The sequence below is a fragment of the Streptomyces sp. NBC_00158 genome (genome assembly GCF_045160885.1).
Classification (GTDB): Bacteria; Actinomycetota; Actinomycetes; order Streptomycetales; family Streptomycetaceae; genus Streptomyces.
Window position 1 is genome coordinate 3,060,012 of the sequence record NZ_CP108161.1, and the last position, 23,971, is coordinate 3,083,982.

Here is a 23,971-nt window from a genome sequence, read left to right on the forward strand (position 1 = left end):
CGCCATGGCATCTCTCGTGCGACACGTGACCTTCGACTGCTCCGACCCCTACGCCCTCGCGCAGTTCTGGATCGCCGCCCTCGACGGCAAGCTCGGCGACGGCGACCAGCCCGGCGACGACGAGGTACTCGTCGAGTCGGCCGGCGCCGGACTGCTCTTCATCCGGGTCCCCGAGGGCAAGACGGCCAAGAACCGCGTCCACCTCGACGTCCAGCCGCAGGACCGCACCCGCGACGAGGAGGTGGAACGCCTCAGCACCCTCGGCGCCACCGTCTCCGGCGACCACCGCAACCCGGACGGCACGGGCTGGGTGACCATGACGGACCCGGAGGGCAACGAGTTCTGCGTGGAACGCAGCGCCGCCGAACGGGCGGACCGGTAGCGGCCGGCGGCGACCCGACCCGGCCCGACCCCACTCAGCCCGACCTGACTCAGCCCGAACCGACTCCCAGGAACCGCGCCATGGCAACACGACTCGTACAGATCAACATGAAGGCCCACGACGACTCGGCGCTCGGCCGGTTCTGGGCGGAAGCCCTCGGCTGGGGCATCGACAGCGAGGGCCCCGGGGTCACCAACCTCGAACCCGTCGGCGTCACCTACCCCGACCCCGCGTTCGTCTACGTCGACCTCATCGCCCGCCCGGAACCCAAGACGGGGAAGAACCGGGTGCACCTCGACCTGGCCACCACCTCGGCCGCCCACCAGGCCGAACTGGTCGCCCGCCTGAAGGACCTCGGCGCCACCCTCGCCGACGTCGGCCAGGGCGACGTCCCCTGGACCGTCATGGCCGACCCGGAGGGCAACGAGTTCTGCGTCCTGGAACCCCGCGAGGTCTACGGCGACACCGGGCCGGTCGCCGCCGTGGTCGTCGACTGCGCCGACCCCCGGGAGATGGCCCGCTTCTGGGGCAGCGCGACGGACTGGACGGTGCACGAGGTCACCGACACCCAGGCGACCCTGCGGTCCGCCAAGGGAGTCGGCCCCTACCTGGAGTTCATCCGCACCCCCGACGCCAAGACCGGCTGGAACCGCGTCCACCTCGACGTCGCCCCCTACAAGGGCGACGACCTGGAGACGGAGGCGGCGCGGCTGCACACCCTGGGAGCCGTGGACGCCGCCGACACCGACTTCGACCCGTCCGCGATCCACTGGAGGGTCCTGACCGACCCCGAAGGCAACGAGTTCTGCCTGCTCAGCCCCCGCTGACCCGCTCCCACCGGACCTCGCCGTCCTGCCACCGGCCGGTGGGGGCGAGGCCGGCCGCAGCGGCGACGGCCGCCGACGCCGCGTGATCGGGATGGACGTGCGCGACGACCGTCCCCACCCCCTGCTCCCCCAGCCACCCGACGAGCCCCCGCGCCGCCTCGGCGGCGATCCCCCGGCCCTGCCAGGGCGTCCCCACCACCCAGGACACCTCGGCACCGCCGCCGCCGACCGTCGCCTGAACGGTCCCGACGAGGCACCCCTCCGCACGCAGCCGCACGGCCCAGTTGCACCATGAGACGGCCGGATCCGGCGACCCGGCGGCCCACCGCACGTAACGGGCCCGCAGCTCCGCAACGCTCTCGGGCTCACCCCCGATGAACACGTGCAGGGCGGGATCCCCCAGCACGACGGCCATCTCCTCGGCGTCCTCAACCCGCAGCGGCACGAGGTCCAGCCGCTCGGTACGTACGATCTCGACCTTGATCACCCGCCGATTATGCGCGGGGGCCCCGGGGCAGAGCCGTAGCGGGGCGGTCTCAGGGGAGGGTTGGGGGCTTCCCGCACCGGCCCCAGACGGCCGCCGGACGCCCAAATCCTGGCAGCGCGCAGCGATCTGACGCGCCCACCGGCTCCCTGGGCCGCCCTGTTCGTCCTCCCGTGCGGGTATCAGCCCAGGACGACCGCTGGACGCCGAGACGAGAGGAGCGCGTAGCGATCTGGCGCGCCTGGGGCTCCGCAGGTCGCTCTGATCGGCCTGTCGTGCGGGTAGCCGCGCACCCGGCCCCGAATCGGGACATCTGAGGGCTCGGATGCCCAGCTGGCCAGCGCCCGGCCCGTCGCCTCATCGCTGACTGACCCGTCCCTCGCCCTCTGTCCGGTGACCGTTCTTTTGGGGGCTTCCCGGCAGTCTTTCGGCTTTCCGTGGCGGGTCGGCCTGTCAAGGGTGGCCGAAGGCCATCGCGAAGCGACGCGACCGAAGGGAGCGCCCTTGACGGGCCGACCCGACACGGAAGGACGATGGGACTGACGGGAAACCCCCAAACCGACTCAGAGACCGCCCGCCGGAACCCCGCTCCCCGGCCCACCCACCCGCACCCGGGGAGGCGGGTGGGCAACCACCGCCCGGCCCCGGGGGGTCGAAGGGGAGATGGCGCGCCCGCACCGCGGGGACCCGTACGACCGCGAGGCGAGACGGCGCGCCCGCACCGCGCGGGGAGACGCCGCACCCGCACGCCCACGAAGCCCCGTACGCTCCCCGCATGATCAACTCAGAGACCCACATACGTGTCGCCCGCCCCTCGCGGGATCTGAAGGCCGCCGAGCGGTTCTACGTCGACGGGCTCGGGCTCGACGTCGTGTGGCGGAGCACCGAGCGGGTGCCCGGGGAGCACGACCTGCTGATGGTGGGGCCGGCCGGGGGCGGGTGGCACTTCGAGCTGACGCTCGACCCCGACGCCCCGGTCGAGCCCTCGCCGACCGTGGACGACCTGTTCGTCGTCTACCTCGGCGAGGCCCCCGACGAGGAGCTCGTGCGCCGGCTCGTCGAGTGCGGCGGGACCCGGGTCCCCTCGCACAACCCGTACTGGGACGAGTACGGCGTCACGGTCGAGGACCCCGACGGCTACCGGCTGGTGCTCTGCTCCCGCACCTGGGGCTGAGCGTCCGCCGCCCGGGCTAGCCCTTGATCTTCGGCGCGTCGGGGACGCCGGAGTCCAGGGCGCCGCCGGCGCCCGCGAGGGAGCTGTTGGTGGAGTTGGTCGCGCTGCCGACGGCCGCGCCGGTGATGGCGACGGCGGTGCGGGTGTCGTCCACGGCCTGCCCGGGGTGGTTGACGATGCCGACGACGCGCTTGACCGGGGGCTGTCCGCCGAGGGTGGCCCCCGCGTCGCCGTCGGCGGCGTGGGCGGTGAGGGGGGTGAGTGCGAGTGCGGCCCCGCCGGTGAGGGCCAGGGCGGTGAGGGTTCGCTTCATTGCCTTCATGCCCCGCCCAACGACCTCCCGGCGCCCCGGGTCACCGCCCGCCCCCGCCGTTCCGCGCATCGGATGACCCGCGCACCGGATGACCCGCGACCCGGATGACCCCGGGCCCGCGTACACCGGCGGCCCCGGATCGGGGGATCGATCCGGGGCCGCGGGTCATGACACAGCGGTGAGGGAAGGCGTCAGGCGGTCAGTCCTCCACCACCAGGGCCGGGGTGGACTTCGTGAGGACCTCGCCGCGGAAGAAGGCGGGGCTGCGGCGTCCGGTGACGAACATGACGACCAGGCCGAGGGCCAGCAGGCCGACGCCGATGACGAAGACGCTGCCGACGCCGAGGACGTCGGACCCGGAGCCGTAGGAGGGGTCCCACGCGTCGGCCAGGGTCTTGAAGAAGACCGCGGCGAGCAGCAGGCCGCCCAGGACCGGGAAGACGCCCTTGAAGAACAGGTCGCGGGCGGAGCGGCGCAGGTCGCCGCGGAAGTACCAGGCGCAGGCGAAGGCGGTCAGCGAGTAGTAGAAGCAGATCATCAGGCCGAGCGCGAAGATCGTGTCGGTCAGGACGTTCTCGCTGACGAGGGTCATCACGGTGTAGAAGGCGCCGGTCGCGATGCCCGCCATGACGGTGGCGCGGCCGGGGGTCTTGAACTTGGGGTGGACCTTGGCGTACGAGGGCGGCAGGGCCTCGTAGGTGGACATGGCCAGCACGGTGCGCGCCACCGGGATGAAGGTGGTCTGCAGGGAGGCGGCGGCGGAGGCGAGGACCGCGACGAACAGCAGGATGCCGAGGACGGGGCCCATGACGGGGCCGGCGAGGGCGGCGAAGACGTTGCCGGAGGTCTCCTCGTTGCCGAGGCCGAGGCCCGTGCCGCCGGAGCCCACGGCCATCTGGGCGGCGATGCCGGTGGCCAGGTAGGAGCCGACGAGGACGACCATGGCGATGAGGGAGGCGCGGCCGGGGGTCTTGGCGGAGCCGGTGGTCTCCTCGTTGGTGGCCAGGCAGGCGTCCCAGCCCCAGTACATGAAGATCGAGAGGGAGAGTCCGGCGGTGAAGGCGCCCATGGACTCGACCGCGAAGGGGTTCATCCACTCCCAGGAGAAGTCCATGCCGGTGTCGAAGGTGCCGGCGGAGGCCTTCTGGAGGGCCATGGCGACGAAGACGGCGAGGACGACGAGCTGGAGGCCGACGAGGGTGTACTGGACGCCCTTGGTGGCGGTCATGCCGCGGTAGCTGATGGCGGTGGCGACGGCGATCAGCGTCAGGCAGGTGGCGATGTGGGCGAACTTGTTGTCGTCGAGGGCGGCGATCGACGGGTTGCCGGTGATCTCGCCCGCCAGCAGCCAGAAGTAGGAGGTGGCGACGCCGGCGAGGTTCGACAGGACGATGATCGTGGCGATCACCAGGCCCCAGCCGCACATCCAGCCGATCCGCGGGCCGAAGGCCTTGACGGTCCAGGTGAAGGAGGTGCCGCAGTCCGGCATGGCCTTGTTGAGCTCGCGGTAGGCGAAGGCCACCAGGAGCATCGGGAGGAAGCCGGCCAGGAAGACGGCGGGCATCTGGACCCCGACCTCGCCGGCGGTGGAGCCGAGGGTGGAGGTGAGGCAGTAGACGGGGGCGACGGTGGAGATGCCGATGACGGCGCTGCCCAGCAGGCCCACGGAGCCCTTGCCGAGGCCCTTGCCCCGAACGTCGGTGTCCTGTGCGGCGCCGCCCTCGGCGACGCCGCTTACCGTGTCTCCGACCCGAGGCCGCGTGTCCAGCTGTGTCATGAGTCAGGACGGTAGATGCTGCGGTTTCCTGATCCGGAAGACTTAAGTCCAGTAATCCACAGGGCTAAATTCCTTGGATTGCGAAGATCGGAACCGTTCACGAACTGGCAATACAAGGTTCACGCGGGCAACCATCCACGGTTCACGAGGTATCGAGACTACGGTTCCGGAATGCGGAAACCGCAGGAGTACCCCATATGTCCGTTTCGAAACTTTCCCGTGCCAATTTCCGAGGCCCCGGAACCCACCCCGGAACCCACCCCGGACCCCCAAACGACTGCGCCCCGTGAACCCTGCCGGACGGCGCGTGACCACTGCCGGCGGGCTCCCGGGACGACCTACGGAATCACGTCGTCCAGACCACCGACTGCACCTCGCTGTACGCGTGCAGCGCGTACGAGCCCACGTCCCGGCCCACCCCCGACCGCTTGAACCCGCCGAACGGGGCCTCCATGTTCCGGCCGATCGTGTTGACCCCGACCCCGCCCGAGCGCAGCCGGCGCGCCACCCGGAAGGCGCGGGCGGAGTCGCCGGACCACACGTAGCTGATCAGTCCGAAGTCGCTGTCGTTCGCCAGCCGGACGGCCTCCTCCTCGTCCCCGTCGAACGGGACCACGACCACCACCGGCCCGAAGATCTCCTCGCGCACCACCCGCATGTCGTTCGTGCAGTCCACCAGCAGCGTCGGCGCCACGTAGAAGCCGCGGCCGTCGCCGACCACCGGACGCCCGCCGCCGTACGCGATCCGCGCGCCCTCCTTGCGACCCAGCTCCACGTACGACTCCACCCGGTCGCGGTGCGCGGCCGAGATCACCGGGCCGACGACCGTGCCGCGCTCGGCCGGGTCGCCGACCTTCATGAAGGCCAGGTAGCCGCGCAGCTTCTCCACCAGCGGTTCGTACACCGACCGGTGGACGATCACCCGGGTGGGGGCGGTGCAGATCTGGCCGCTGTAGAAGGAGAAGGTGGTGCCGATCCCCATCACCGCCGCGTCCAGGTCGGCGTCCTCGAAGACGATCGCCGCGCCCTTGCCGCCCAGCTCCATCAGCTGCCGCTTCATGGTCCGGCCGCACACCTCGGCGATGCGCTGCCCGACGCCGGTGGAGCCGGTGAAGGAGACCATGTCCACGTACGGGGAGTCCACGGCCGCCTCGCCGACCTCCACCGAGGCGCCGGAGACCACGTTCACCACCCCGGCCGGGACCCCGGCCTCGTGGAGGGCCTCGGCCATCCGGAACACCGACAGGGGGTCCTGCGGGGCCGGTTTCACCACGACCGTGTTGCCCATGGCGAGGGCCGGGGCGACCTTGCCCGCCGGGTTCGCCCACGGGTTGTTGTACGAGGTGACGCAGGTGACCACGCCGACCGGCTGGCGGACCTCCAGCGCGCCCAGGACGGACGCCTTCCCCATCGGGCCGGCCTCGGTGACCTGTGGCGGGAGTCCCTTCTCCACCGGCTCCAGGGCGCCCTTCGCGTACCGCCGGAAGCGGGACACGCCGACGCCGACCTGCATGCCGCGGGCGATGCCCGTCGGCGCGCCGGTCTCGGCCCGCGCGAGGGCCGCCCACGGTTCGAACTCCCGCTGGATGACGTCCGCGGCCCGGTCGAGGACGGCCGCGCGCTCCTCGGGAGCCGTACGGGACCACGTGCCGAAGGCCTCGGCGGCGGCCCGGCACGCCTCCTCGACCTGGGCGCGGGAGGCCTCGGGGGCCAGGCCGACGACGGACTCGTCGGCCGGGTTGACCACCTCGTAGTGCCCGCCGTCGGGCTCGACCCACTCGCCGCCGATGTAGAGACGCTGCGTGCCCTCGTTCATCGGGTGCTCACCGTCCTCGTGTCGCGGCCGGAGCGGAGCACGGTGCCCGGGACCGCGCCGGTGACCTGGTCGTCGCGGATGGTCTCGACGCCGTTGACGCGTACGGACACCACCCCGGTCGCCCGCGCGTCCAGCCGGGGGCTGTCGCCGGGCAGGTCGTGGACGAGGGTCGCCGGGCCCGCGTCGATGCGTTCGGGGTCGAAGAGGACCAGGTCGGCGTGGAAGCCCTCGGCGATCCGGCCGCGCTCGCGCAGGCCGAACAGCCTGGCGGGGTCGTCGGTGAGCATCCGTACGGCCTGCTCCAGCGGGACGAGTCTGCGCCCGCGCAGGCAGTCGCCGAGGAACCGGGTCGTGTACGGGGCCCCGCACATCCGGTCCAGGTGGGCGCCGGCATCGGAGCCGCCGAGCATGACGTCCTCGTGCTGCCAGGTCTCGGCGCGCAGGGCCCAGGTGGCCGGGTCGTTGTCGGTGGGCATGGGCCACAGGACGGTCCGCAGTCCGTCGTTGGCGCAGATCTCCACGAGGCACTGGAAGGCGTCCTGGCCGCGTTCGGCGGCGATGTCGTCGACGACGCGGCCGCTCAGCCCCTCGTTCTCCTCGCTGTACGTGTCGCCGATGACGTAGCGGCCGAAGTCGGCGAGGCGGCGGAAGACCCCGGCCTCCTTGCTGTCGGCGCGGCGCAGCATCTCGGCGCGCACGTCCGGGTCGCGGAGCCTGGCGATGCGTTCGGGGACGGGGAGCGCGAGGACCTCGCCCCAGCCGGGGATGAGGTTGAGGGCGCAGAACGTGCCGAGGGACATGTTCATGGGGGTGAGGATCGGCATGGTCAGTGCGACGATCCGGCCGCCTGACTTGCGGGCGCGTTCGCTGGGGACGAGCTGGCGGGGGACGCGTTCGGGGACGGCGGCGTCGATGGTGAGGACGTTCCAGTTGAGGGGGCGGCCGGCGGCGGCGCTCATCTCGACGAAGAGGTCGATCTCGTCGTCGGAGAACTGGTCGAGGCAGCCGGCGACGATGGCTTCGAGCTGGGTGCCCTCGTGTTCGCCGACGGCGCGGGAGAGCGCGAGGAGTTCGGCGGGCTGCGCGTGGCGGGAGGCGACGGGGGCGCCGGCGCCGTCGGAGTGGGTGGAGGACTGGGTGGTGGACAGCCCCCAGGCGCCGGCGTCCATGGCCTCGTGGAGGAGCGCCAGCATCCGCTCCAGCTGGGCGGGGGTGGGCTGCCCGCCGGTGGCGTCCTCGCCCATGACGTGCCGGCGCAGGGCGCAGTGGCCGACCATGAACCCGGCGTTGACGGCGATGCGGCCTTCGAGGGCGTCGAGGTACTCGCCGAAGGTGGACCAGGACCAGTCGACGCCTTCTTCGAGGGCGGCGAGGGCCATGCCCTCGACCTTGCTCATCATGCGGCGCGTGTAGTCGGCGTCCTCGGGGCGGTCGGGGTTGAGGGGGGCGAGGGTGAACCCGCAGTTGCCGCCGGCGACGGTGGTGACGCCGTGGTTCATGGAGGGGGTGGCGTAGGGGTCCCAGAAGAGCTGGGCGTCGTAGTGGGTGTGCGGGTCTATGAAGCCGGGGGTGAGGACGAGGCCGGTGGCGTCCTCGGTGGTCGCCGCCGCTGTTTCTGTGCCGGGTGGGGCTATGAGGGCGATGCGGCCGCCCTTGATCCCGACGTCGGCGACGTATCCGGGGGCGCCGGTGCCGTCGACGACGGTCGCTCCGCGGATGAGGTGGTCGAGCATGGCGGTTCCCCTCCTGGGTGGTTCCGTGGCCCGTGCCGTTGCCCTGGCCGGGCGTGTCCGTGTCCCCTGCCGGGCCGTACCCGGTCGCCGGGCGGGGTGCGGCCCTGCGGGGCTGTCCCCTCCCCGCCCTTCGCCCGTTCCCCGGGCTGCGCCCGGACCCCTCCTGGGGGCTCCGCCCCTGGGAACGGTGGAAGGGGGGGTAGGGGACCTCGCCCGCGCAGCGGCCCACCCACCCGCACCCGACCAACCGGCACCGGCACCGGCACCCGTTAAGAAGCGGCCTGGCGGAAGCGGGTCGTGCGGTGGACCGGGTCGGTGTCGATGTGGGGGATGACGTGTTCGCCGATCAGCTTGATCGTCGTCATCGTGTCCTCGTACGAGACCCCCGTCGGCAGGCCGAAGGACAGCTGGTCCGCCCCCGCCTGCTCCCACCGCTTGCACTGGGCCCGTACCTCCGACGGGTCCCCGCAGATCAGCAGCTCCTCCGCGATGAGCAGCTCGATGATCTCCGCGTTGTACTCCGGCAGGGTCTCCGGCCACTCCGGGATGGCCTCCGGCCGCGGGAAGGTGTCGTGGTAGCGGAACACCAGCGACTGGAAGCGGTTCATGTTGGCGTTGACGGCGATCTCCACGGCCTTCTCGTGCGTCTCGGCGCAGATCGCGGTCGAGGTGACCATCACGTTGTCGTTCACGAAGGCCCCGATCGCCTTCGCCTCCTGGATGGCCGTCTTGTACTGCTCCAGGACCCACTCCATGTCGGAGACCTTCTGGACGCTGAAGCCCAGCACCCCCAGGCCCTTCTTCGCGGCCATGGCGTACGAGGAGGGGGAGCCGGCGGCGTACCACATGGCCGGGTGGGCCTTGCCGTACGGCTTGGGGAAGATCTTGCGCGGGGGGAGGGACCAGTGCTTGCCCTGGAAGCCCTCGTACTCCTCCTGGAGGAACATCTTGGGGAATTCCGCGATGGTCTCCTCCCAGATCTCCTTGGTGTGGTTCATGTCCGTGATGCCGGGGAGGAAGCCGAGGATCTCGTGGCTGCCGGCGCCCCGGCCGGTGCCGAACTCGAAGCGTCCCTTGGAGAGGTGGTCGAGCATGGTGACCTTCTCGGCCACCTTCACCGGGTGGTTGACCGGGGCGAGCGGGTTGAAGATGCCGGAGCCGAGGTGGATGCGTTCGGTGGCGGCGGCGAGGTAGCCGAGGAAGACCTCGTTGGCGGAGAGGTGGGAGTACTCCTCCAGGAAGTGGTGCTCCGAGGCCCAGGCGTACTTGAAGCCGGACTTGTCGGCCTGGATGACGTACTGGGTCTCCTCGAGCAGCGCCTTGTGCTCCGCCTCGGGGTCGACCTTGGACCGCGCCTCAGGCACGTATCCCTGCACGAAGAGCCCGAATTCCAAGGGGTTCACCGTCCTTAGGTTTCTGACGTTGCGTCAGATTCTTCGATGGGTCGACTGTTCCACCGCCGGGGCGGGACCGTCAAGAGAGCCGTACCGGGTTATCTGACGAACCGTCAGAGAATGCTGACGCCCGCCATCCAGCCGCCGTCCACCACGAACGGCTGCCCGGTGATGTACGAGGAGTCGTCGCCGGTCAGGAACAGGGCGAGCTTCGCGATCTCCTCCGGACGCCCGACCCGGCCCAGCGGGACCACCCGCTTGTACAGCTCGGCCATCGCGTCCCTGGCCTCGTCCGTCATCCCCGCCGGGTCCAGCAGCCCGGGGTTGGCCATGGGGGTGTCCACCGCGCCCGGGCACATCGCGTTGACCCGGATGTTCTTCGCGGCCAGCTCCAGCGCCGCCACCCGGGTCAGCCCGAGGATCGCCGCCTTGGTCGCCGCGTACGCGCCCACGTACGCCATGCCCGTCAGGCCGGTGTAGGAGGAGGTGTTGACGATGGTCCCGCCGCCGGCCGCCCCGATCTCGGGGGCGAGCGCCTTGATGCCGAGGAAGGCGCCGATCTGGTTGACCTCGACCACCTGGCGGAACTCCTCCAGCGGGGTGGAGGCCAGCTCGTTGAAGCGCAGGATCCCGGCGTTGTTGACCAGCCCGTCGACCCGGCCGAAGGCCTCCTTCGCCGCGGCCACGGCGGCCGCCCAGTCCTCCTCCCGGCTCACGTCCAGCCGTACGTACCGCACCCGGTCCGCGCCCGCCTCCGCGGCGATCTCCTTGGCGACGGCGGCGCCCTGCTCGTCCAGCACGTCGCCCAGCAGCACCCGTGCGCCCTCGGCGGCGAAGAGGCGGGCCTCCTGCTCGCCCTGGCCGCGCGCCGCGCCGGTGATGACGACGACGCGCCCGTCCAGCTTGCCCATCCCGTGCTCCTAGTCGTTGAGGAGGGGGGCCACCTCGGCCCCGAATGCGGTGATCTGGTCCACGAGTTCGGCGCGGTCGCGATTGCGGAAGCGGACCTGGACCTGGTCCACGCCCAGCGCCGCGTACTCCCGGAGGGATTCGGCGAGCCGCTCCGCCTTGCCGGTCAGGGTGCGGCGGCCGGTGTCCCAGCCGGGCTCGCCGACGTACAGCGGCTCGGTGATCGCGCCGACCTCGAACGGGCCCCGGACCCCGGCCGCCTCCCGCAGCTCCCGGATCCGGGCCACCTGCCCCGGGATCCGCTCGCGCGGGTCGCCCTGCGGGAGCCAGCCGTCGCCGCGCACGGCGGCCCGGCGGACGGCCGCCGGGGAGGAGCCCCCGACCCACACCGGGATCCGCTCCTGCGCCGGGCGGGGCAGCTGGCCGAGGTCCCGGAAGGAGAACCGCTCCCCCTCGAACTCCGGGTACTCCTCCGGGCCGAGGGCGGCGCGCAGCGCGTCCAGGCTCTCGTCCAGGACGGCCCCGCGGCGCTCGAAGTCGACGCCGAGCACCTCGAACTCCTCCTGGACGTGCCCGGCCCCGACCCCGAGGACCAGCCGGCCCCCGGAGAGGTGGTCGAGGGTCGCGTACTGCTTGGCGGTGAGCAGCGGGTGGCGCAGGCCGACGATCGCGACGTGGCTGAGCAGCCGCACCCGCTCGGTGATCCCGGCCAGGAAGGCGAGGGTGGCCACCGGGTCGTACCAGACGGTGCTCATGGGGCCGGCGAGGCGGCGCGGGATGGCGACGTGGTCGCAGGTGGCCACGTACCCGAAGCCGGCCCGGTCGGCGGCGCGGGCCACCGCGGCGAGGTCGGCCGCGCCGGCCGAGGCCTCCCAGGGCTCGGCGTAGATGGTGCTCTGCGACTGGACCGGGAGCTGCATCCCGTACTCCAGCCGGCCTTCCGGAAACACGCGTGCCATGCCGGGCCCGCCTCGCCTTCGTATGCCGGTTCGTCGTGCGGTGCCGGGCCATCGTCGTAGCTGACGGTCCGTCAGGCAAGGGGTGGGCGGGGTGCACCCGATCGGGTGAACGCCGGTGAATACGGGTATGGGTACGGGTACGCACCCATACGCTGCGGGAACGGGAAGGAGCACGACGATGCCCGACGCGAACATCCGGATCCCCGAGGAAGCCAGGGACAGACTCGCCGCCATAGCGGCCGGCGAGGGGCTGTCCCTCCGCGCCTACCTGGCCCGCCTGGCCGAGACCCTGTTCACCCCGGCCGAACGTGCCGAACGCGCCGAACGCGCCCGCGTGCTGCTGCGCGACTGGAACGGCTACGCACCGACGGAAGCCGAACAGCAGGCGCTGGACGACGAGCTGGACCGCCGACTGCACGGGGCGAGGCCCCGGTGACCGAGCCCGTGCACATCGTGCTGGACGAGACGGCCATGACCGCGGCCGGCCGGGGAAACGTCCTGGCCTCGCGCCTCATCCACCGCGCTCACGCCGAGTCCGGCTGGTTCCTGTACGCCCCGTCCTGCGCGCTCGTCGAGGCCGATCGGACCCGGCCCGGTACGGCGGAACACCTCGCGGCCCTGCCCGGCATGATCGTCCTCGACCTGGACCTGCCCGCCGCTCTGGCCGTCTCACGGCAGGAAACCTGGGCCGCCGCCCACTGCCTCCACGCCGCACAGCCCGCCCCCGACCGGCCGGACGGCGCGATCGTCGCGACCACGGAACCGAAGCGGTGGGACGGCGAGCCGGTCCGGATCCTCGACCTCAACCCGTAGACCGGGGCTGTCCCGGCGGGGCGCGGAGCGCCTAGGGTGCGCCTGTGGAACTGGTGTTGACGCTCATCAGCGGGGTCGCCTGGACCGTCGTGTACGTCGAGGCCGTGCGGGTCGGGCTGCGGGACCGGACGTACGCCATGCCCGTCGCCGCGCTCGCGCTGAACTTCGCCTGGGAGGTCGTCTACGCCGTCGACGACGTCCGTACCGGGCTCTCCCCGCAAGGCGTGGTCAACGTGGTGTGGGCCGTCGCCGACACCCTGATCGTCTACACCTGGCTCCGGTACGGCCGGGCCGGGCTGCCCGGCTTCGTCACCCGGCCGCTGTTCGCCGCCTGGGGAGCGCTGCTCCTCGGCGCCGGCTTCACCGTGCAGCTTCTGTTCGTCGCGCACTTCGGGACGCACGACGCCAGCCGCTATTCGGCGTTCCTGCAGAACCTGCTGATGTCCGGCCTGTTCATCGGCATGTACGCCGCCCGGCGCGGCCCGCACGGGCAGTCGCCGCTCATCGCGGTCGCCAAATGGCTCGGCACCCTCGCGCCGACCGTGCTGTTCGGGGTGCTGGAGGGGAACGGGTTCGTGCTCGGGCTGGGCGTGCTGTGCTCCGTCTTCGACCTCGTGTACGTCGGGCTGCTGGTGCTGCGGCCCGGAGTCGGGAGCGGCGCGGTCAGAAGCCTGCCGGGCCCATCACGATGACCGGCTTCGCCGCAGGGTCGAGGGTGCGCAGCAGCTGTTCCATCGCCTGCCTGGGCAGGCCCACGCAGCCCTGGGAGGGGCCGTCGTGGTCCACGTGGAGCCAGATGTTGCCGCCCTTGTCCTCGCCCTCCGGCATGCGCGGGTCGAGCGGGGAGACCCCCTTGCGGCGGTTGTAGTCGATCGCCACGACGTAGTCGAAGGAGCCGTCCAGGGACTCCCCGTTCACGCCCCGGCCCGAGGGGACGAAGCCGCGGTCCTGGTCGTACGGGAGCTTCGTGCCGGGCGGGGGCGGCAGCAGGCCGCCCGCGTCGGTGAGGGAGTACACGCCCTCCGGGGAGGTCAGGTCGCCGTACTCGCGCTCGCGCTCGGCGGACCAGCCCTTGGCGCCGTTGCGGGCCGGCCACTTCCCGGCCGCGGTCCAGTCCTTGCCCGCGGCGGGGCGGGTGTAGAAGGTGACGGTGGAGTCGGAGGAGTCCTTCGCCCGGCCGGTGACGAGCACCAGCTGGCGCGCGGCCGCCGGGATCCGGGCGCGGGTCGCCGCGCCGAGGGTGTCCGGGAGGCCCTGGAGGGCGTCCGCGCGGGGCGTGCCGCGCGTGGCGTGCCCGGGGGCGCCGCCCTGTGCCTGCGGCTGCTGCTTGGGGGCCTGGGCCTGCGGCCGGGCGTCCGAACGGGCCGCCGGGACGGGCGCGCCGGGCTGCTCGTAGAGGGCGTGCACCCAGCCGGCACCGAAGGCCAGCAGCCCGAGGGCGGCCACGACGATCAGCGCCGTCGGCGGGCGTCCCGGGGAAACGGAACGCCGGCGGTCGGCCGTACGGGCGCGGGAGCCGGAGCGGGCTCGGGCGTGCTTGCTCATCCACCCGAAGGTACATCAGGTGATCATCGTTCCCCGCGAACGGCGGTCTGGGGCGCCTCGTGGTGCGGCGCGGGGAAGCGGACGCTGACGGTGAGCCCGCCGTCGGGCTCCGGGTTGGCCTCGGCGAGCAGCCGGGCGCCGTGCGCGCGGGCGATGGAGGCGACGATGGACAGGCCGAGCCCGGCGCCCTCGCCCGGTGTGTGCCTGCGTTCCGCGCGGCGGCGGAAGGGCTCCAGCAGGCGGGGGACGTCGCCGGGCTCGATGAGCGGGCCGGTGTTGGACACCGTCAGCACCCCGTCGGCGGAGGTCGTCACGCGCACCCGGCCGCCGGGCCGGTTGTGCCGCACGGCGTTGGCGAGGAGGTTGCGCACGAGGTGCCCGAGCAGCGTGGCGTCCCCGGTCACCGTCAGCGGCGCGAGGTCCCGTACGACGGTCAGGGCGGCGGCGGGTGCCGCCTGCGGGTCCGGGTCGGGGGCGGGGCCCGCGTGCGGGTCCGGCGCCGGAAGCGGAACCCCGCCTGGGGCCGGGGCCGAGCCCGGGGCCGAGGCCGGAGCCGAGGCCGGAGCCGAGCCCGGGGCCGGAGCCGGAGCCGGAGCCGAGGCCGGGGCCGGAGCCGGGGCCGGGGGTCCGCTCTGAGCCGGGGTCGGGGCCGGGGACGGGGCCGGAGCCGGAGCCGGAGCCGAGGCCGGAGCCGGAGCCGAGGCCGGGGCCGGAGCCGGAGCCGGAGCCGGAGCCGGAGCCGAGGCCGGAGCCGGAGCCGAGGCCGGGGCCGGAGCCGGAGCCGGGGCCGGGGGTCCGCTCTGAGCCGGGGTCGGGGCCGGGGACGGGGCTCCGGCCGGGGGCTGGGGTGGGGGCGGAAGGCCCCCGGAGGGGACTGCCGTCGCCAGTTCCGTTGCCGTCAGGGTCGCCAGGTCCACCGGGTGCGCGGACTCCAGGCCCTCCTCCGACACGGCGAGCAGCAGCAGGGACTCCACCAGGTGTTCGCTGGAGTCGGCCACCGCGATCAGCCGCTCGCGGATCCGCGCCACCTTCGCCGGCTCCGGGTCCCCCGCGAGCCCGATCTCGGCGGCGGCCCGCTGCACGGCGAGCGGGGTGCGCAGCTCGTGGGCGGCGTTGGCGGCGAACCGGCGCTGGGCCCCCACCAGGTCCTGGATCCGGTCGAGCATCCCGTCGAAGGTGTCGGCCAGCCGCTTGAGCTCGCCGGGCGGGGCCTGGAGACCGATCCGCTCGTGCAGGTTCTCCCCCGACAGGCGCCGGGCCGTCGCGGTGATCACCGCGACGGGGCGCAGCACGCGGCCCGCCATCCACCAGGCGAGCCAGACCGACAGGACGGCGAAGAGCGCGAGGGCGACGAGGGAGACCAGGGTCAGTTCCTGGAGGGCGGCCCGGGAGGCGGCGTCGGACAGGTTCTGGGTGACGCGCCACTGTGCGAGCTGCTCCGGGGTGGGGGCGGTGCCGGGCGGGAGCCTGCGCGCGGGCTCGAAGCTGCGGCCGCTCGGGAGGGGCGTGACCCCGTCCGGGGAGACGGGCAGGCCGGGCATGACGGTGGTGACGGCCCCGTTCACGCGGGACTGGAGGCCGGTGCGGAGCAGTACGTTGACCAGCGCGACCAGACCGCCGCCCGCGAGGAGCAGCAGCGCGCCGTACAGCGCGGTGAGACGGGTGCGCTCGGATCGGAGCACCGCTCTCATCGCGGACCGCTGCTCTGGCCGTCGCCGGAAGGCCCGGCCGCCGCGATGCGGTAGCCCTCCCCCGGCACAGTCTCGATCAGCGGCGGCTCGCCCAGCTTGGCCCGCAGCTTGCTCAGCGTGACCCGGACGGCGTTGGTGCGGTAGCCGGTGTCCTCCTCCCACACCCGCTCGATCAGGTCGTCGCTGCTCAGCACCGCCCCCTCGGCCCGCAGCAGCGCCTCCAGCACCGCGAACTCCTTGCGCGACAGGGCCAGCCGGTGCCCGTCGCGGGAGGCGGCCCGGCGCGCGGTGTCCAGCGCGATGCCGGCCCGCTCCAGCACCGGCGGCAGCGCCGGGTGGGCGCGCCGGCCGAGCGCGAGGACGCGGGCGAGGAGCTCGTCGTAAGCGAAGGGCTTGGTGAGGTAGTCGTCGGCGCCCAGGCCCAGCCCCTCCACCCGGTCCCGCACGGTCCCGGAGGCGGTCAGCATCAGCACCCGGGTCAGCAGGCGTTCCCGTACGACCTGCCGGCACACCTCGTCGCCGTGCAGGCCGGGCAGGTCGCGGTCGAGGACGAGGACGTCGTACTCGCCCAGCCGCAGCCGGCGCAGCGCCTCCAGCCCGTCACCGGCCTCGTCGACGGCCAGCGCGTCGCGGCGCAGCCCTTCGGCGATCATCTCCCGCAGGAACTCCTCGTCTTCCACCACCAGAACTCGCATGCCGTCCTCTCTACAGGAGGTGCGCATTTCGCCGTTGTAAGCGGACTGCGAGAGGGAAGCGAAACACCGCTTTCGCGCACGCTCGGCCCCATGAAGCGATCCCTGACCATGACCACGGCCGCGGCCCTCACCGGGCTGGCCCTCTTCGTCACCGCCTGCACGAACGGCGGCACCCAGGACGGCGGCAAGGACGGCAAGGAAAGCTCCGCGAGCGGCGGCGGGGCCGGGGCCGACGCCGACAACGCCGTGAAGATGCGCCAGTGCCTGCGCGAGCACGGCATCGACGCCCCCGATCCCGAGCCGGGGCAGGACCCGCGCGGGATGACGGTCGGCGGCGGGGCGGACCCGCAGAAGATGCAGGAGGCCATGAAGGCCTGCGGGATGAAGGGACCCGGCTCCGGGGAGGGCCCGACGCAGGAGCAGAAGGACAAGGAGCTGCGCTGGATCCGCTGCATGCGCGAGAACGGCGTGGCCCTGAAGGACCCCGAGTACAGCGGCGGCGTGAAGAGCGCCACGGAGATCCCCAAGGGGCAGGAGAAGGCCTTCGAGGAGGCCCAGAAGAAGTGCGAAGCGGCCTGATGGGGGCCCGGCGGCGCGGGACGTGGCTGGTGGCCGCCCTGGCGGCCGTCCTCGCGGTCTCGGGCGGCGGCTACGCCGTCCTCGCGCAGTCCCCGCAGGACGGCGGCCGGAGCCGGGACGCGGCCGACGCGCTGCCGTCGGCGACGGCCCCGGTGACGCGCGGCGACCTCTCCTCGGGCCTCCAGGTCGACGGCACCCTCGGCTACGCGCAGGAGCGCAGGCTGGGCACGGCCGGGGCGGGGGTCCTCACCTGGATCGCGGGCGAGGGGGCGGCCGTCGAGCGGGACGGGCGGCTCTTCGAGGTCAACGGGAAGGCGGTGCGGCTGATGTACGGGGCGGTGCCGATGTACCGGGCGCTGAAGGCCGGGGACAAGGGCGAGGACGTCCGGCAGCTGAAGCGGAACCTGATCGCCCTCGGGTACGGGACGGGGCTGGACGCGCGGGACGGCACCTTCACCGCCGGTACGTCGGCGGCGGTCAAGCGCTGGCAGAAGGCGCACAAGACGCCGGAGACGGGCGAGGTGGCGCGGGAGGACATCGCCTTCGCCTCGGGTCCGCAGCGGGTGAAGCGGACGGAGGCGGCCCTCGGTGACGAGCCGGGGCCCGGCAAACCGGTGCTGACGGTGACCGGCACCGAGCGGATCGTCCGCTTCCAGCTGGACGCGGCGAAGGCGGGGGCCGCGAAGACGGGGGACAAGGTGACGGTACGGCTGCCGGGCGGCGGCAGCGCGACCGGGAAGGTCGACTCGGTGGGCGGCACGGCGGGCACGGACGACCAGAACGGCGGGTCCGGGAGCGGATCCGGCGGCGGGAGCGGAGGGGGAGGCGGCGGAGGCGACAAGAAGGCCAAGGTGGACGTGAGCGTCGTCTTCGACGACCCCGGCTCGGTCAAGGGCCCCGAGCAGTCCCCCGTATCGGTCGAGCTGACCGGCGAGACCCGCACCGGCGTGCTCTCCGTACCCGTGAACGCGCTCCTCGCCCTGCCCGGCGGCGGCTTCGGCGTCCAGGTCGTCGAGGACGGCCGGGCCCGCGAGGTCAAGGTGGAGCTCGGCATGTTCGGCAAGGGCCGCGTCGAGGTCGGCGGCGGCGGGCTCGCGGAGGGCATGCGGGTGGGGGTGCCCAAGCTGTGAGGCGGCACGCGCACCCGGTGGTCGAACTGGCCGGGGTCACCAAGGAGTACCCGGGCGGGGTCACGGCCCTGCGCGGGGTCGGCCTGACCGTCCTGAGCGGGGAACTCCTCGCCATCGTCGGCCCGTCGGGGTCCGGCAAGTCCACCCTGCTGCACATCGTCGGCACCCTGGACCGGCCGAGCGCCGGCACCGTGCGGATCGCCGGCCACGACGTCGCGGCGCTGTCCGACCGCTCCCTGTCGGCGCTGCGCTCGCGCCACATCGGCTTCGTGTTCCAGTCCTTCCACCTGGTGCCGGGCCTCAGCGCCCGCGCGAACGTCGCCGAGGGACTGCTGTACTCCGGGCTCCCGAGGGCCGAGCGCGGCCGCCGGGCGGCGCGGGCGCTGGAACGGGTCGGGCTCGGCGACCGGATGGACCACCGGCCCCACGAGCTGTCGGGCGGGCAGAAGCAGCGGGTGGCCATCGCCCGCGCGGTGGCGGGCGAGCCGGACCTGCTGCTCGCCGACGAGCCGACGGGGGCGCTGGACACGGCCTCGGGCCGGTCGGTGATGGAGCTGCTGCACGAGCTGAACGAGGACGGGGCCACCATCGCCGTGATCACCCACGACAACGAGATCGCGTCGAGCCTGCCCCGGCAGGTGCGCGTCCGCGACGGCGAGGTCGTCGAGGACACCGGCCCGGCGGGAGCCGCGTGATGGCCTGCGACGGTACGGAGCCCCGTGCGCGCAACGGCACGAAGACCCGTACCCGGGACCGCGCGAAGACCCGTACCCGGGACCGTACGCGGCTCCGGCCGCCCGGGCTCACCCCGCGCGACGTCCTGCACGCCGGGTCGGCGGGGCTGCGCTCGCGCCCGATGCGGGTGTTCCTGTCGGCGCTCGGCATCGCGATCGGCATCGCGACGATGATCGCGGTGGTCGGCATCTCCTCCTCCAGCCAGGCCAAGCTGCTGCGGGAACTCGACCGGCTGGGCACGAACATGCTGGTGGCCACCCCGGCCCCCGCCATGTTCTCGGGACAGGACACGAAGCTCCCGAAGGAGGCCCCCGGGATGGTCTCGCGCATCGCGGGCGTCGAATCGGTCGGGACCACGGGCGACGTCGGCGAGTCCGTCCGCCGCTCGGAGAACATCCCGAAGGAGGAGACCGGCGGCATCGCGCTCAAGGCCGCCAGGGACGACCTCCTGGGCACCCTGCGCGCCTCCGTGGCCCGGGGCGCCTGGCTGAACGACGCCACCGCCCGCTACCCGTCGGTGGTGCTCGGGCACGTCTCGGCGCGCCGGCTGGGCATCACGGAGCCGGGGCAGCAAGTGTTCATCGCAGGACGCCACTTCACGGTCACCGGCATCCTCGCCCCCGTCCCCCTGGCCCCGGAGATCGAACGCTCGGCCCTGGTCGGCTGGGAGGCGGCCGAGCGGCTGCTGGGCTTCGACGGCCACCCGACGGCGGTCTACGAACGCTCGGCGGACGACCGGGTCGCCGCCGTCCGCGCCCTGATCGCGCAGACGGCCAACCCCCGCACCCCGAGCGCGGTCTCGGTGACCGACCCGTCGGCCGCGCTCCAGGCGAAGGCGGCCACGGAGGGCGCGTTCAGCACCCTCCTGCTCGGCCTGGGCGGCATCGCCCTCCTGGTGGGCGGGGTCGGCGTCGCCAACACCATGATCATCTCGGTGCTGGAACGCCGCCACGAGATCGGCCTGCGCCGCTCGCTCGGCGCCACCAAGGGGCAGATCCGGATCCAGTTCGTCACCGAGTCCCTGCTGCTGTCCGGCCTCGGGGGCCTGGCGGGGATCGCCCTCGGCGGGGCCGCCACGGGCGTCTACGCCCGGGCCGGCGACCTGCCCTGGGTGGTCCCGCCGTGGGCGGTCACCGGCGGCTTCGCGGCCACCCTCGCCATCGGCACCCTGGCGGGCCTCTACCCGGCGGTCCGCGCGGCCCGCCTCAGCCCGACGCTGGCGCTGCACTCCGCGTAGGGGAGAGGGAGGGGCCGGCAGCACCACGCGGGGTGCAGCCGACCCCTCCCGTCCCGGTACCGCCCGACTTACCCTGATCTGATGAGAACTCCACGTCAGGCAGCGCGCATTGTCGTCCTCTCACCCAGCGGATCGGTGTTCCTGTTCCGCGAGAACAACGTGGAAGTCGGTATCCACTGGCTGCCCCCGGGCGGCGGCATCGACCCGGGCGAGACCCCGGAGCAGTGCGTACGGCGCGAACTGCGCGAGGAAACCGGCTGGACCGACCTGGAGCCGCAGCGGCTCCTGTGCACCTGGGAGCACGACTTCACCCACCAGGGCATCCCCGTCCGCCAGCACGAGCACATCTACGTCACCACCGGCCCGCACCGCGAGCCGGTCCTCGAAGAGCCCGGCATCCACTGGCAGTGGCTCTCCCCGGAACGCCTGGCCGGCCTCGGAGAACCCCTCTGGCCCCCGCGCCTCCCGGAGCTCCTCGCCCGCACCCCCGCCGAACCGGTCCACCTGGGCCTGATCGCCTGACCGCTCCCTCCCGTCAGCGGTCGCGCCCGCCCGTGCGCACCGCGCCCGCGCTCGCCACGACGACGAGCGCGATCGCGGCGCACTGGACGGGCGAGAGCCCCTGGTCCAGCACCAGGTAGCCGGCCGCCGCCGCCACCGCGGGGGACAGGCTGGCCAGCACCGCGAAGGTGGCCGCGGGCAGCCTGCGCAGGGCGAGCAGCTCCAGCGCGTACGGCACCACCGAGCTCATCACCGCGATCGCCAGGCCCAGGGCGAGCACCCCCGGCTCCAGCAGGGCCGCGCCCGCGGAGCCGATGCCGAGCGGCAGGCTGACCAGGGCCGCGACGGCCATCGCGATCGCGAGACCGTCCAGCCGCGGAAAGCGCGCTCCCGCCCGGGCGCCCAGGACGATGTACGCCGCCCACATCGCGCCGGCGCCCAGCGCGAACGCCACGCCCGCCGCACCGAGCCCGTCGAAGCCGCCCCGGCCCAGCAGGAACACCCCGGCCAGTGCGAGCGCCGCCCACAGCAGGCTCGCCGCGCGCCGCGAGACCACCACCGACAGCAGCAGCGGCCCGAGCACCTCGAAGGCCACCGCCGCGCCCAGCGGGATCCGGTCGACGGCCTGGTAGAAGAGCAGGTTCATGGCGCCCAGGGCCAGGCCGAAGCCGACGGCCACCGCCCGGTCCCCGCGCGAGTACCCGCGCAGCCGGGGCCGGGCGACGGCCAGCAGCAGCACCGCGGCGAACCCCACCCGCAGCGCGACCGTCCCCAGGGCCCCGGCCCGGGGGAACAGCAGCGCGGCGAAGGCGGACCCGAACTGCACGGACAGCGTCCCGGCCAGCACCAGCCCGACCCCGCCGAGGGTGCCGCGGCCGGCGGGGTGGCGCAGGAGGCTGGGGGCGGACGGCGTCGTGGTGGGCGGCGTGGTGGGCGGCGTGGTGGGCGGCGTGGACGTCGTGGAGGTCATGGGTTCCACGCTAGGAACCGGGCCGCGCCGTGTGAAATGCCGAGATTCCCGCCGTTATGCTCCACAGGCATGACCATCGAGCTGCGGCACCTTCGCGCCTTCCTCGCCATCGCCGACGAGGGCAACGTCACCCGCGCCGCCGCCCGCCTCCACATCGGCCAGCCCGCACTGTCGCGCACCCTGCGCCAACTGGAGGACCACCTCGGCGCCCGCCTCGTCGACCGCTCCACGCACCACCTCGAACTCACCGCGCAGGGACGTACGTTCCGCGACAAGGCCCGCGCCGCCGTCGCCGCCGTGGACGCCGCCCTCGACCCCCGCGGACTGCGCAACTGGCCGCTGCGCCTCGGCCACACCTGGGCGGCGCTCGGGGACCACACGGTCCCCCTGCTGCGCCGCTGGGACGAGTCCCGCCCGGACGTCCCGCTGGAGCTGCTCCGCGTCGACGACCCCACCGCCGGCCTCACGCAGGGCAAGGTCGACGCGGCCCTGCTGCGCGGAGCCGTCACCGCACCCGGACTGCGCACCGCGCTGCTGCTGGAGGAGGAACGCGTGGTGGTCATGCCCGCGGACAGCCCGCTGGCCGCACTCCCCCGCGTCACCCTGGCCGACCTGACGGGCCGCCCCATCGCCCTGAACACCGTCTCCGGGACCACCACCCTGGACCTGTGGCCCCGGGCCGGCCGCCCCGCGCCGGTGATCGAGGTGACCAACACCGACGAGTGGCTCATGGCCATCGCCGCCGGGCGCGCCCTGGGCGTCACCACCTCGGCGACCCCCAGCAACCACGCACACCCGTCACTGGTCTACCGCCCCCTGGCCGACGCCCCGCCGGTCCCCGTCGTCCTCGCCTGGCGCGAGGGCCCGGTCCACCCCGCCGTACCGGACCTGCTGGCGCTGGCGCGCGAGATCCTGGGCAGGGCCTAGGCGCTGGCACCCCTGTCCGCCAAGTCGGCGGGTCCGACGAACCCTCACCCGATCAGGACATCTCAGCGAGAGGCCATTCGAACAGCTGACGGTCAGCCCGACGGCACGCACCTCTTGGCATTCAGGACCAACTGCCGTCCACAGGGCTTCCGTTCGCGGCTTCCTGGCCGCGCGAGTGGCAAGTCGGCGGATGGCGGAGCCTCACGACTGGATGTCTAGAAATGGCCGCTATGACCGATCGGATCTTGAGGGGTGCTTATCTCACTCATATGGTCATTTCCGACTGCAGCCGGTGAACAGCCACGACAAGGGACGCAGATGGAAGACAGGCGCACAGCAGGATCAACCCTGGGAATCGCAGGCTTCAACGCGGTTCTCACCATCGCGGCGACGGTGGCCACATGGGACAACGGACCAAGCCCCTGGGCCGCCGCAGCCGCAGGCTCCGTACTCGTCTTCGTCGTCCTGCTTCGCAAGCGCTGAGCCTTTCACCGGTACGAGCAGCAGCACTCATCCCTGTTCCCGAAGGAAACGCTCTCTTGAAGCTCTCTTACCGCATAGCCACCGCCACACTGGCCGGCCTGGCTCTCGTCGGCACGACAGCGGCGCAAAGCCATGCGTTCGCCCCGTCCACCTTCACCCCGGGGTCCACCGCAAGCACCGTCTCCCCCGAAACGGCCGCACTGGTCAAGAACATCCAGACGCTCCAGAGCCAGTCCACCGTCATCGACGGAGACCAGGCCCGGACCTGGGTGGCCAGGGTCGGCGCCGATGTGGACGCCAAGAAGATCGCCACGCACCTGAAGGCCGACTCGTCGCTGGTGACGCAGGGCGCCACGGTCTACAAGTTCAAGAACGGCAACACCCAGATCTCCGTCCCCATCAGCGGTCAGGTCGTCGGCGCCAGCCTGAACGCGGTGTACGACGCCTCCGGCAAGCTGGTGGAGACGCTGGAGATGCAGCTCACCCACGACGACAAGACCGGTCACGCCCAGGTGTGGCGCAATGGCACGCTGACGGCCGACAAAATCATCAACGCGGCGGATCTGCCCGAGGACCTGAGCATCAAGCAGCCTCAGCTCTCGACCTTCGGTTTCAGCTGGAGCAAGCTGAACAACTGCCTGGCCGGCGCGGGCGTCTCGTCGTGGACCCTCGCACTCATCGGTACCGCGTGCGCCGCCGCCTGCGTGGGAACCGCCGGCGCTGCCTGCGTACCCTGCATCACCGCAGCCGGAGGACTCGGCGCGGGGACCGTGTGGTTCTGCATCGGCAAGGCCACCACCTGACAAGCCCCACCCCGGATACAAGACCCGCGGCCATTCGCCCTCAATGTCAGTGAGGGCGAATGGCCGCAGGCCATGACACCAGGTTAACCACGCT

General features: G+C 73.0%; 25 protein-coding genes. 13 read left to right on the forward strand and 12 right to left on the reverse strand.

The window, feature by feature from the left end:
- The first annotated feature begins 4 nt into the window (after positions 1-4).
- Entirely contained in the window at positions 5-382 is a 378-nt protein-coding gene (locus tag OG553_RS13925) for a VOC family protein (RefSeq protein ID WP_405979281.1), read from the forward strand.
- An 80-nt stretch (positions 383-462) separates the two neighbouring features.
- Entirely contained in the window at positions 463-1,209 is a 747-nt protein-coding gene (locus OG553_RS13930) for a VOC family protein (RefSeq protein ID WP_405979282.1), read from the forward strand.
- On the opposite strand, the gene OG553_RS13935 is transcribed toward OG553_RS13930, so the two are convergent.
- Entirely contained in the window at positions 1,196-1,696 is a 501-nt protein-coding gene (locus tag OG553_RS13935; protein WP_405979283.1) for a GNAT family N-acetyltransferase, read from the reverse strand. The two genes, OG553_RS13930 and OG553_RS13935, sit on opposite strands and share 14 nt — an antisense overlap.
- 772 nt (positions 1,697-2,468) lie before the next feature.
- On the opposite strand from OG553_RS13935, the gene OG553_RS13940 reads away from it, so the two are divergent.
- A complete protein-coding gene (locus OG553_RS13940) occupies positions 2,469-2,867 on the forward strand; it encodes a VOC family protein (RefSeq protein ID WP_405979284.1) in 399 nt (132 codons plus the stop codon).
- Positions 2,868-2,883: 16 nt separating this feature from the next.
- Here OG553_RS13940 and OG553_RS13945 read toward each other — a convergent pair whose 3' ends face one another.
- The 7 genes from OG553_RS13945 to OG553_RS13975 all read right to left on the reverse strand — a co-directional run bounded on the left by OG553_RS13945 (position 2,884) and on the right by OG553_RS13975 (position 11,768).
- Entirely contained in the window at positions 2,884-3,180 is a 297-nt protein-coding gene (locus OG553_RS13945) for a hypothetical protein (protein WP_405979285.1), read from the reverse strand.
- A gap of 199 nt (positions 3,181-3,379) precedes the next feature.
- A complete protein-coding gene (locus tag OG553_RS13950) occupies positions 3,380-4,957 on the reverse strand; it encodes an APC family permease (protein WP_405979286.1) in 1,578 nt (525 codons plus the stop codon).
- 346 nt (positions 4,958-5,303) lie between these two features.
- The gene (locus OG553_RS13955; protein WP_405979287.1) at positions 5,304-6,773 is read right to left on the reverse strand and encodes an aldehyde dehydrogenase family protein; all 1,470 of its coding nucleotides are present in this window, start codon (positions 6,771-6,773) and stop codon (positions 5,304-5,306) included.
- A complete protein-coding gene (locus OG553_RS13960) occupies positions 6,770-8,506 on the reverse strand; it encodes an amidohydrolase family protein (protein WP_405979288.1) in 1,737 nt (578 codons plus the stop codon). The genes OG553_RS13955 and OG553_RS13960 overlap by 4 nt, the downstream gene beginning before the upstream one ends.
- A 269-nt stretch (positions 8,507-8,775) precedes the next feature.
- On the reverse strand, positions 8,776-9,900 hold the full coding sequence (locus OG553_RS13965) for an LLM class flavin-dependent oxidoreductase (RefSeq protein ID WP_405983035.1): 1,125 nt from the start codon (positions 9,898-9,900) through the stop codon (positions 8,776-8,778).
- A gap of 113 nt (positions 9,901-10,013) precedes the next feature.
- Positions 10,014-10,811: an SDR family NAD(P)-dependent oxidoreductase gene (locus OG553_RS13970; RefSeq protein ID WP_405979289.1), complete on the reverse strand. Its 798-nt coding sequence runs from the start codon at positions 10,809-10,811 to the stop codon at positions 10,014-10,016.
- A gap of 9 nt (positions 10,812-10,820) precedes the next feature.
- Positions 10,821-11,768: an LLM class F420-dependent oxidoreductase gene (locus tag OG553_RS13975; protein WP_405979290.1), complete on the reverse strand. Its 948-nt coding sequence runs from the start codon at positions 11,766-11,768 to the stop codon at positions 10,821-10,823.
- A 178-nt stretch (positions 11,769-11,946) separates the two neighbouring features.
- Here OG553_RS13975 and OG553_RS13980 point away from each other — a divergent pair, with 178 nt between their 5' ends.
- From OG553_RS13980 to OG553_RS13990, 3 genes are read left to right on the forward strand one after another with little or no spacing between them, the layout of a single operon-like run.
- Positions 11,947-12,204: a hypothetical protein gene (locus tag OG553_RS13980; protein ID WP_405979291.1), complete on the forward strand. Its 258-nt coding sequence runs from the start codon at positions 11,947-11,949 to the stop codon at positions 12,202-12,204.
- The gene (locus tag OG553_RS13985; protein ID WP_405979292.1) at positions 12,201-12,581 is read left to right on the forward strand and encodes a hypothetical protein; all 381 of its coding nucleotides are present in this window, start codon (positions 12,201-12,203) and stop codon (positions 12,579-12,581) included. Before OG553_RS13980 ends, OG553_RS13985 begins: the two co-directional genes overlap by 4 nt.
- Positions 12,582-12,625: 44 nt before the next feature.
- A complete protein-coding gene (locus OG553_RS13990) occupies positions 12,626-13,273 on the forward strand; it encodes a hypothetical protein (RefSeq protein WP_405979293.1) in 648 nt (215 codons plus the stop codon).
- On the opposite strand, the gene OG553_RS13995 is transcribed toward OG553_RS13990, so the two are convergent.
- From OG553_RS13995 to OG553_RS14005, 3 genes are read right to left on the reverse strand one after another with little or no spacing between them, the layout of a single operon-like run.
- Positions 13,245-14,126: a L,D-transpeptidase family protein gene (locus OG553_RS13995; protein WP_405979294.1), complete on the reverse strand. Its 882-nt coding sequence runs from the start codon at positions 14,124-14,126 to the stop codon at positions 13,245-13,247. The genes OG553_RS13990 and OG553_RS13995 overlap by 29 nt on opposite strands.
- Positions 14,127-14,149: 23 nt before the next feature.
- The gene (locus OG553_RS14000; RefSeq protein ID WP_405979295.1) at positions 14,150-15,808 is read right to left on the reverse strand and encodes a sensor histidine kinase; all 1,659 of its coding nucleotides are present in this window, start codon (positions 15,806-15,808) and stop codon (positions 14,150-14,152) included.
- A gap of 5 nt (positions 15,809-15,813) precedes the next feature.
- Complete coding sequence (locus tag OG553_RS14005) at positions 15,814-16,512, reverse strand: response regulator transcription factor (RefSeq protein WP_405979296.1); 699 nt, start codon at positions 16,510-16,512, stop codon at positions 15,814-15,816.
- Between the two features lie 90 nt (positions 16,513-16,602).
- On the opposite strand from OG553_RS14005, the gene OG553_RS14010 reads away from it, so the two are divergent.
- The 5 genes from OG553_RS14010 to OG553_RS14030 all read left to right on the forward strand — a co-directional run bounded on the left by OG553_RS14010 (position 16,603) and on the right by OG553_RS14030 (position 20,715).
- Positions 16,603-17,091 carry a hypothetical protein gene (locus OG553_RS14010; protein WP_405979297.1) on the forward strand — a complete coding sequence of 163 codons (489 nt, stop codon included), beginning with the start codon at positions 16,603-16,605 and terminating at the stop codon, positions 17,089-17,091.
- The gene (locus tag OG553_RS14015; protein WP_405979298.1) at positions 17,076-18,221 is read left to right on the forward strand and encodes a peptidoglycan-binding protein; all 1,146 of its coding nucleotides are present in this window, start codon (positions 17,076-17,078) and stop codon (positions 18,219-18,221) included. Before OG553_RS14010 ends, OG553_RS14015 begins: the two co-directional genes overlap by 16 nt.
- Positions 18,218-18,916: an ABC transporter ATP-binding protein gene (locus OG553_RS14020; RefSeq protein ID WP_405979299.1), complete on the forward strand. Its 699-nt coding sequence runs from the start codon at positions 18,218-18,220 to the stop codon at positions 18,914-18,916. The genes OG553_RS14015 and OG553_RS14020 overlap by 4 nt, the downstream gene beginning before the upstream one ends.
- Positions 18,916-20,193: an ABC transporter permease gene (locus OG553_RS14025; RefSeq protein WP_405979300.1), complete on the forward strand. Its 1,278-nt coding sequence runs from the start codon at positions 18,916-18,918 to the stop codon at positions 20,191-20,193. The genes OG553_RS14020 and OG553_RS14025 overlap by 1 nt, the downstream gene beginning before the upstream one ends.
- An 81-nt stretch (positions 20,194-20,274) precedes the next feature.
- Positions 20,275-20,715 (forward strand): NUDIX hydrolase, encoded by a 441-nt coding sequence (locus tag OG553_RS14030; protein WP_125603591.1) that lies wholly within the window; start codon positions 20,275-20,277, stop codon positions 20,713-20,715.
- A gap of 13 nt (positions 20,716-20,728) precedes the next feature.
- Here the strand turns inward: OG553_RS14030 and OG553_RS14035 are convergent, their stop codons facing one another.
- On the reverse strand, positions 20,729-21,664 hold the full coding sequence (locus tag OG553_RS14035; RefSeq protein WP_405979301.1) for an EamA family transporter: 936 nt from the start codon (positions 21,662-21,664) through the stop codon (positions 20,729-20,731).
- A gap of 69 nt (positions 21,665-21,733) precedes the next feature.
- On the opposite strand from OG553_RS14035, the gene OG553_RS14040 reads away from it, so the two are divergent.
- Together OG553_RS14040 and OG553_RS14045 are read left to right on the forward strand one after the other, a co-directional pair.
- A complete protein-coding gene (locus tag OG553_RS14040) occupies positions 21,734-22,591 on the forward strand; it encodes a LysR family transcriptional regulator (protein WP_405979302.1) in 858 nt (285 codons plus the stop codon).
- A gap of 539 nt (positions 22,592-23,130) precedes the next feature.
- A complete protein-coding gene (locus OG553_RS14045; RefSeq protein WP_405979303.1) occupies positions 23,131-23,877 on the forward strand; it encodes a hypothetical protein in 747 nt (248 codons plus the stop codon).
- Positions 23,878-23,971: the final 94 nt, after the last annotated feature.

What these genes read in the sequence shown, in the direction of transcription:
- OG553_RS13925 (WP_405979281.1), top strand. Translation starts at nt 5, where the DNA reads ATGGCATCTCTCGTGCGACACGTGACCTTCGACTGCTCCGACCCCTAC.
- OG553_RS13930 (WP_405979282.1), top strand. Translation starts at nt 463, where the DNA reads ATGGCAACACGACTCGTACAGATCAACATGAAGGCCCACGACGACTCG.
- OG553_RS13940 (WP_405979284.1), top strand. Translation starts at nt 2,469, where the DNA reads ATGATCAACTCAGAGACCCACATACGTGTCGCCCGCCCCTCGCGGGAT.
- OG553_RS13945 (WP_405979285.1), bottom strand. Translation starts at nt 3,180, where the DNA reads ATGAAGCGAACCCTCACCGCCCTGGCCCTCACCGGCGGGGCCGCACTC.
- OG553_RS13950 (WP_405979286.1), bottom strand. Translation starts at nt 4,957, where the DNA reads ATGACACAGCTGGACACGCGGCCTCGGGTCGGAGACACGGTAAGCGGC.
- OG553_RS13955 (WP_405979287.1), bottom strand. Translation starts at nt 6,773, where the DNA reads ATGAACGAGGGCACGCAGCGTCTCTACATCGGCGGCGAGTGGGTCGAG.
- OG553_RS13960 (WP_405979288.1), bottom strand. Translation starts at nt 8,506, where the DNA reads ATGCTCGACCACCTCATCCGCGGAGCGACCGTCGTCGACGGCACCGGC.
- OG553_RS13970 (WP_405979289.1), bottom strand. Translation starts at nt 10,811, where the DNA reads ATGGGCAAGCTGGACGGGCGCGTCGTCGTCATCACCGGCGCGGCGCGC.
- OG553_RS13975 (WP_405979290.1), bottom strand. Translation starts at nt 11,768, where the DNA reads ATGGCACGCGTGTTTCCGGAAGGCCGGCTGGAGTACGGGATGCAGCTC.
- OG553_RS13980 (WP_405979291.1), top strand. Translation starts at nt 11,947, where the DNA reads ATGCCCGACGCGAACATCCGGATCCCCGAGGAAGCCAGGGACAGACTC.
- OG553_RS13995 (WP_405979294.1), bottom strand. Translation starts at nt 14,126, where the DNA reads ATGAGCAAGCACGCCCGAGCCCGCTCCGGCTCCCGCGCCCGTACGGCC.
- OG553_RS14005 (WP_405979296.1), bottom strand. Translation starts at nt 16,512, where the DNA reads ATGCGAGTTCTGGTGGTGGAAGACGAGGAGTTCCTGCGGGAGATGATC.
- OG553_RS14010 (WP_405979297.1), top strand. Translation starts at nt 16,603, where the DNA reads ATGAAGCGATCCCTGACCATGACCACGGCCGCGGCCCTCACCGGGCTG.
- OG553_RS14025 (WP_405979300.1), top strand. Translation starts at nt 18,916, where the DNA reads ATGGCCTGCGACGGTACGGAGCCCCGTGCGCGCAACGGCACGAAGACC.
- OG553_RS14030 (WP_125603591.1), top strand. Translation starts at nt 20,275, where the DNA reads ATGAGAACTCCACGTCAGGCAGCGCGCATTGTCGTCCTCTCACCCAGC.
- OG553_RS14035 (WP_405979301.1), bottom strand. Translation starts at nt 21,664, where the DNA reads ATGACCTCCACGACGTCCACGCCGCCCACCACGCCGCCCACCACGCCG.
- OG553_RS14040 (WP_405979302.1), top strand. Translation starts at nt 21,734, where the DNA reads ATGACCATCGAGCTGCGGCACCTTCGCGCCTTCCTCGCCATCGCCGAC.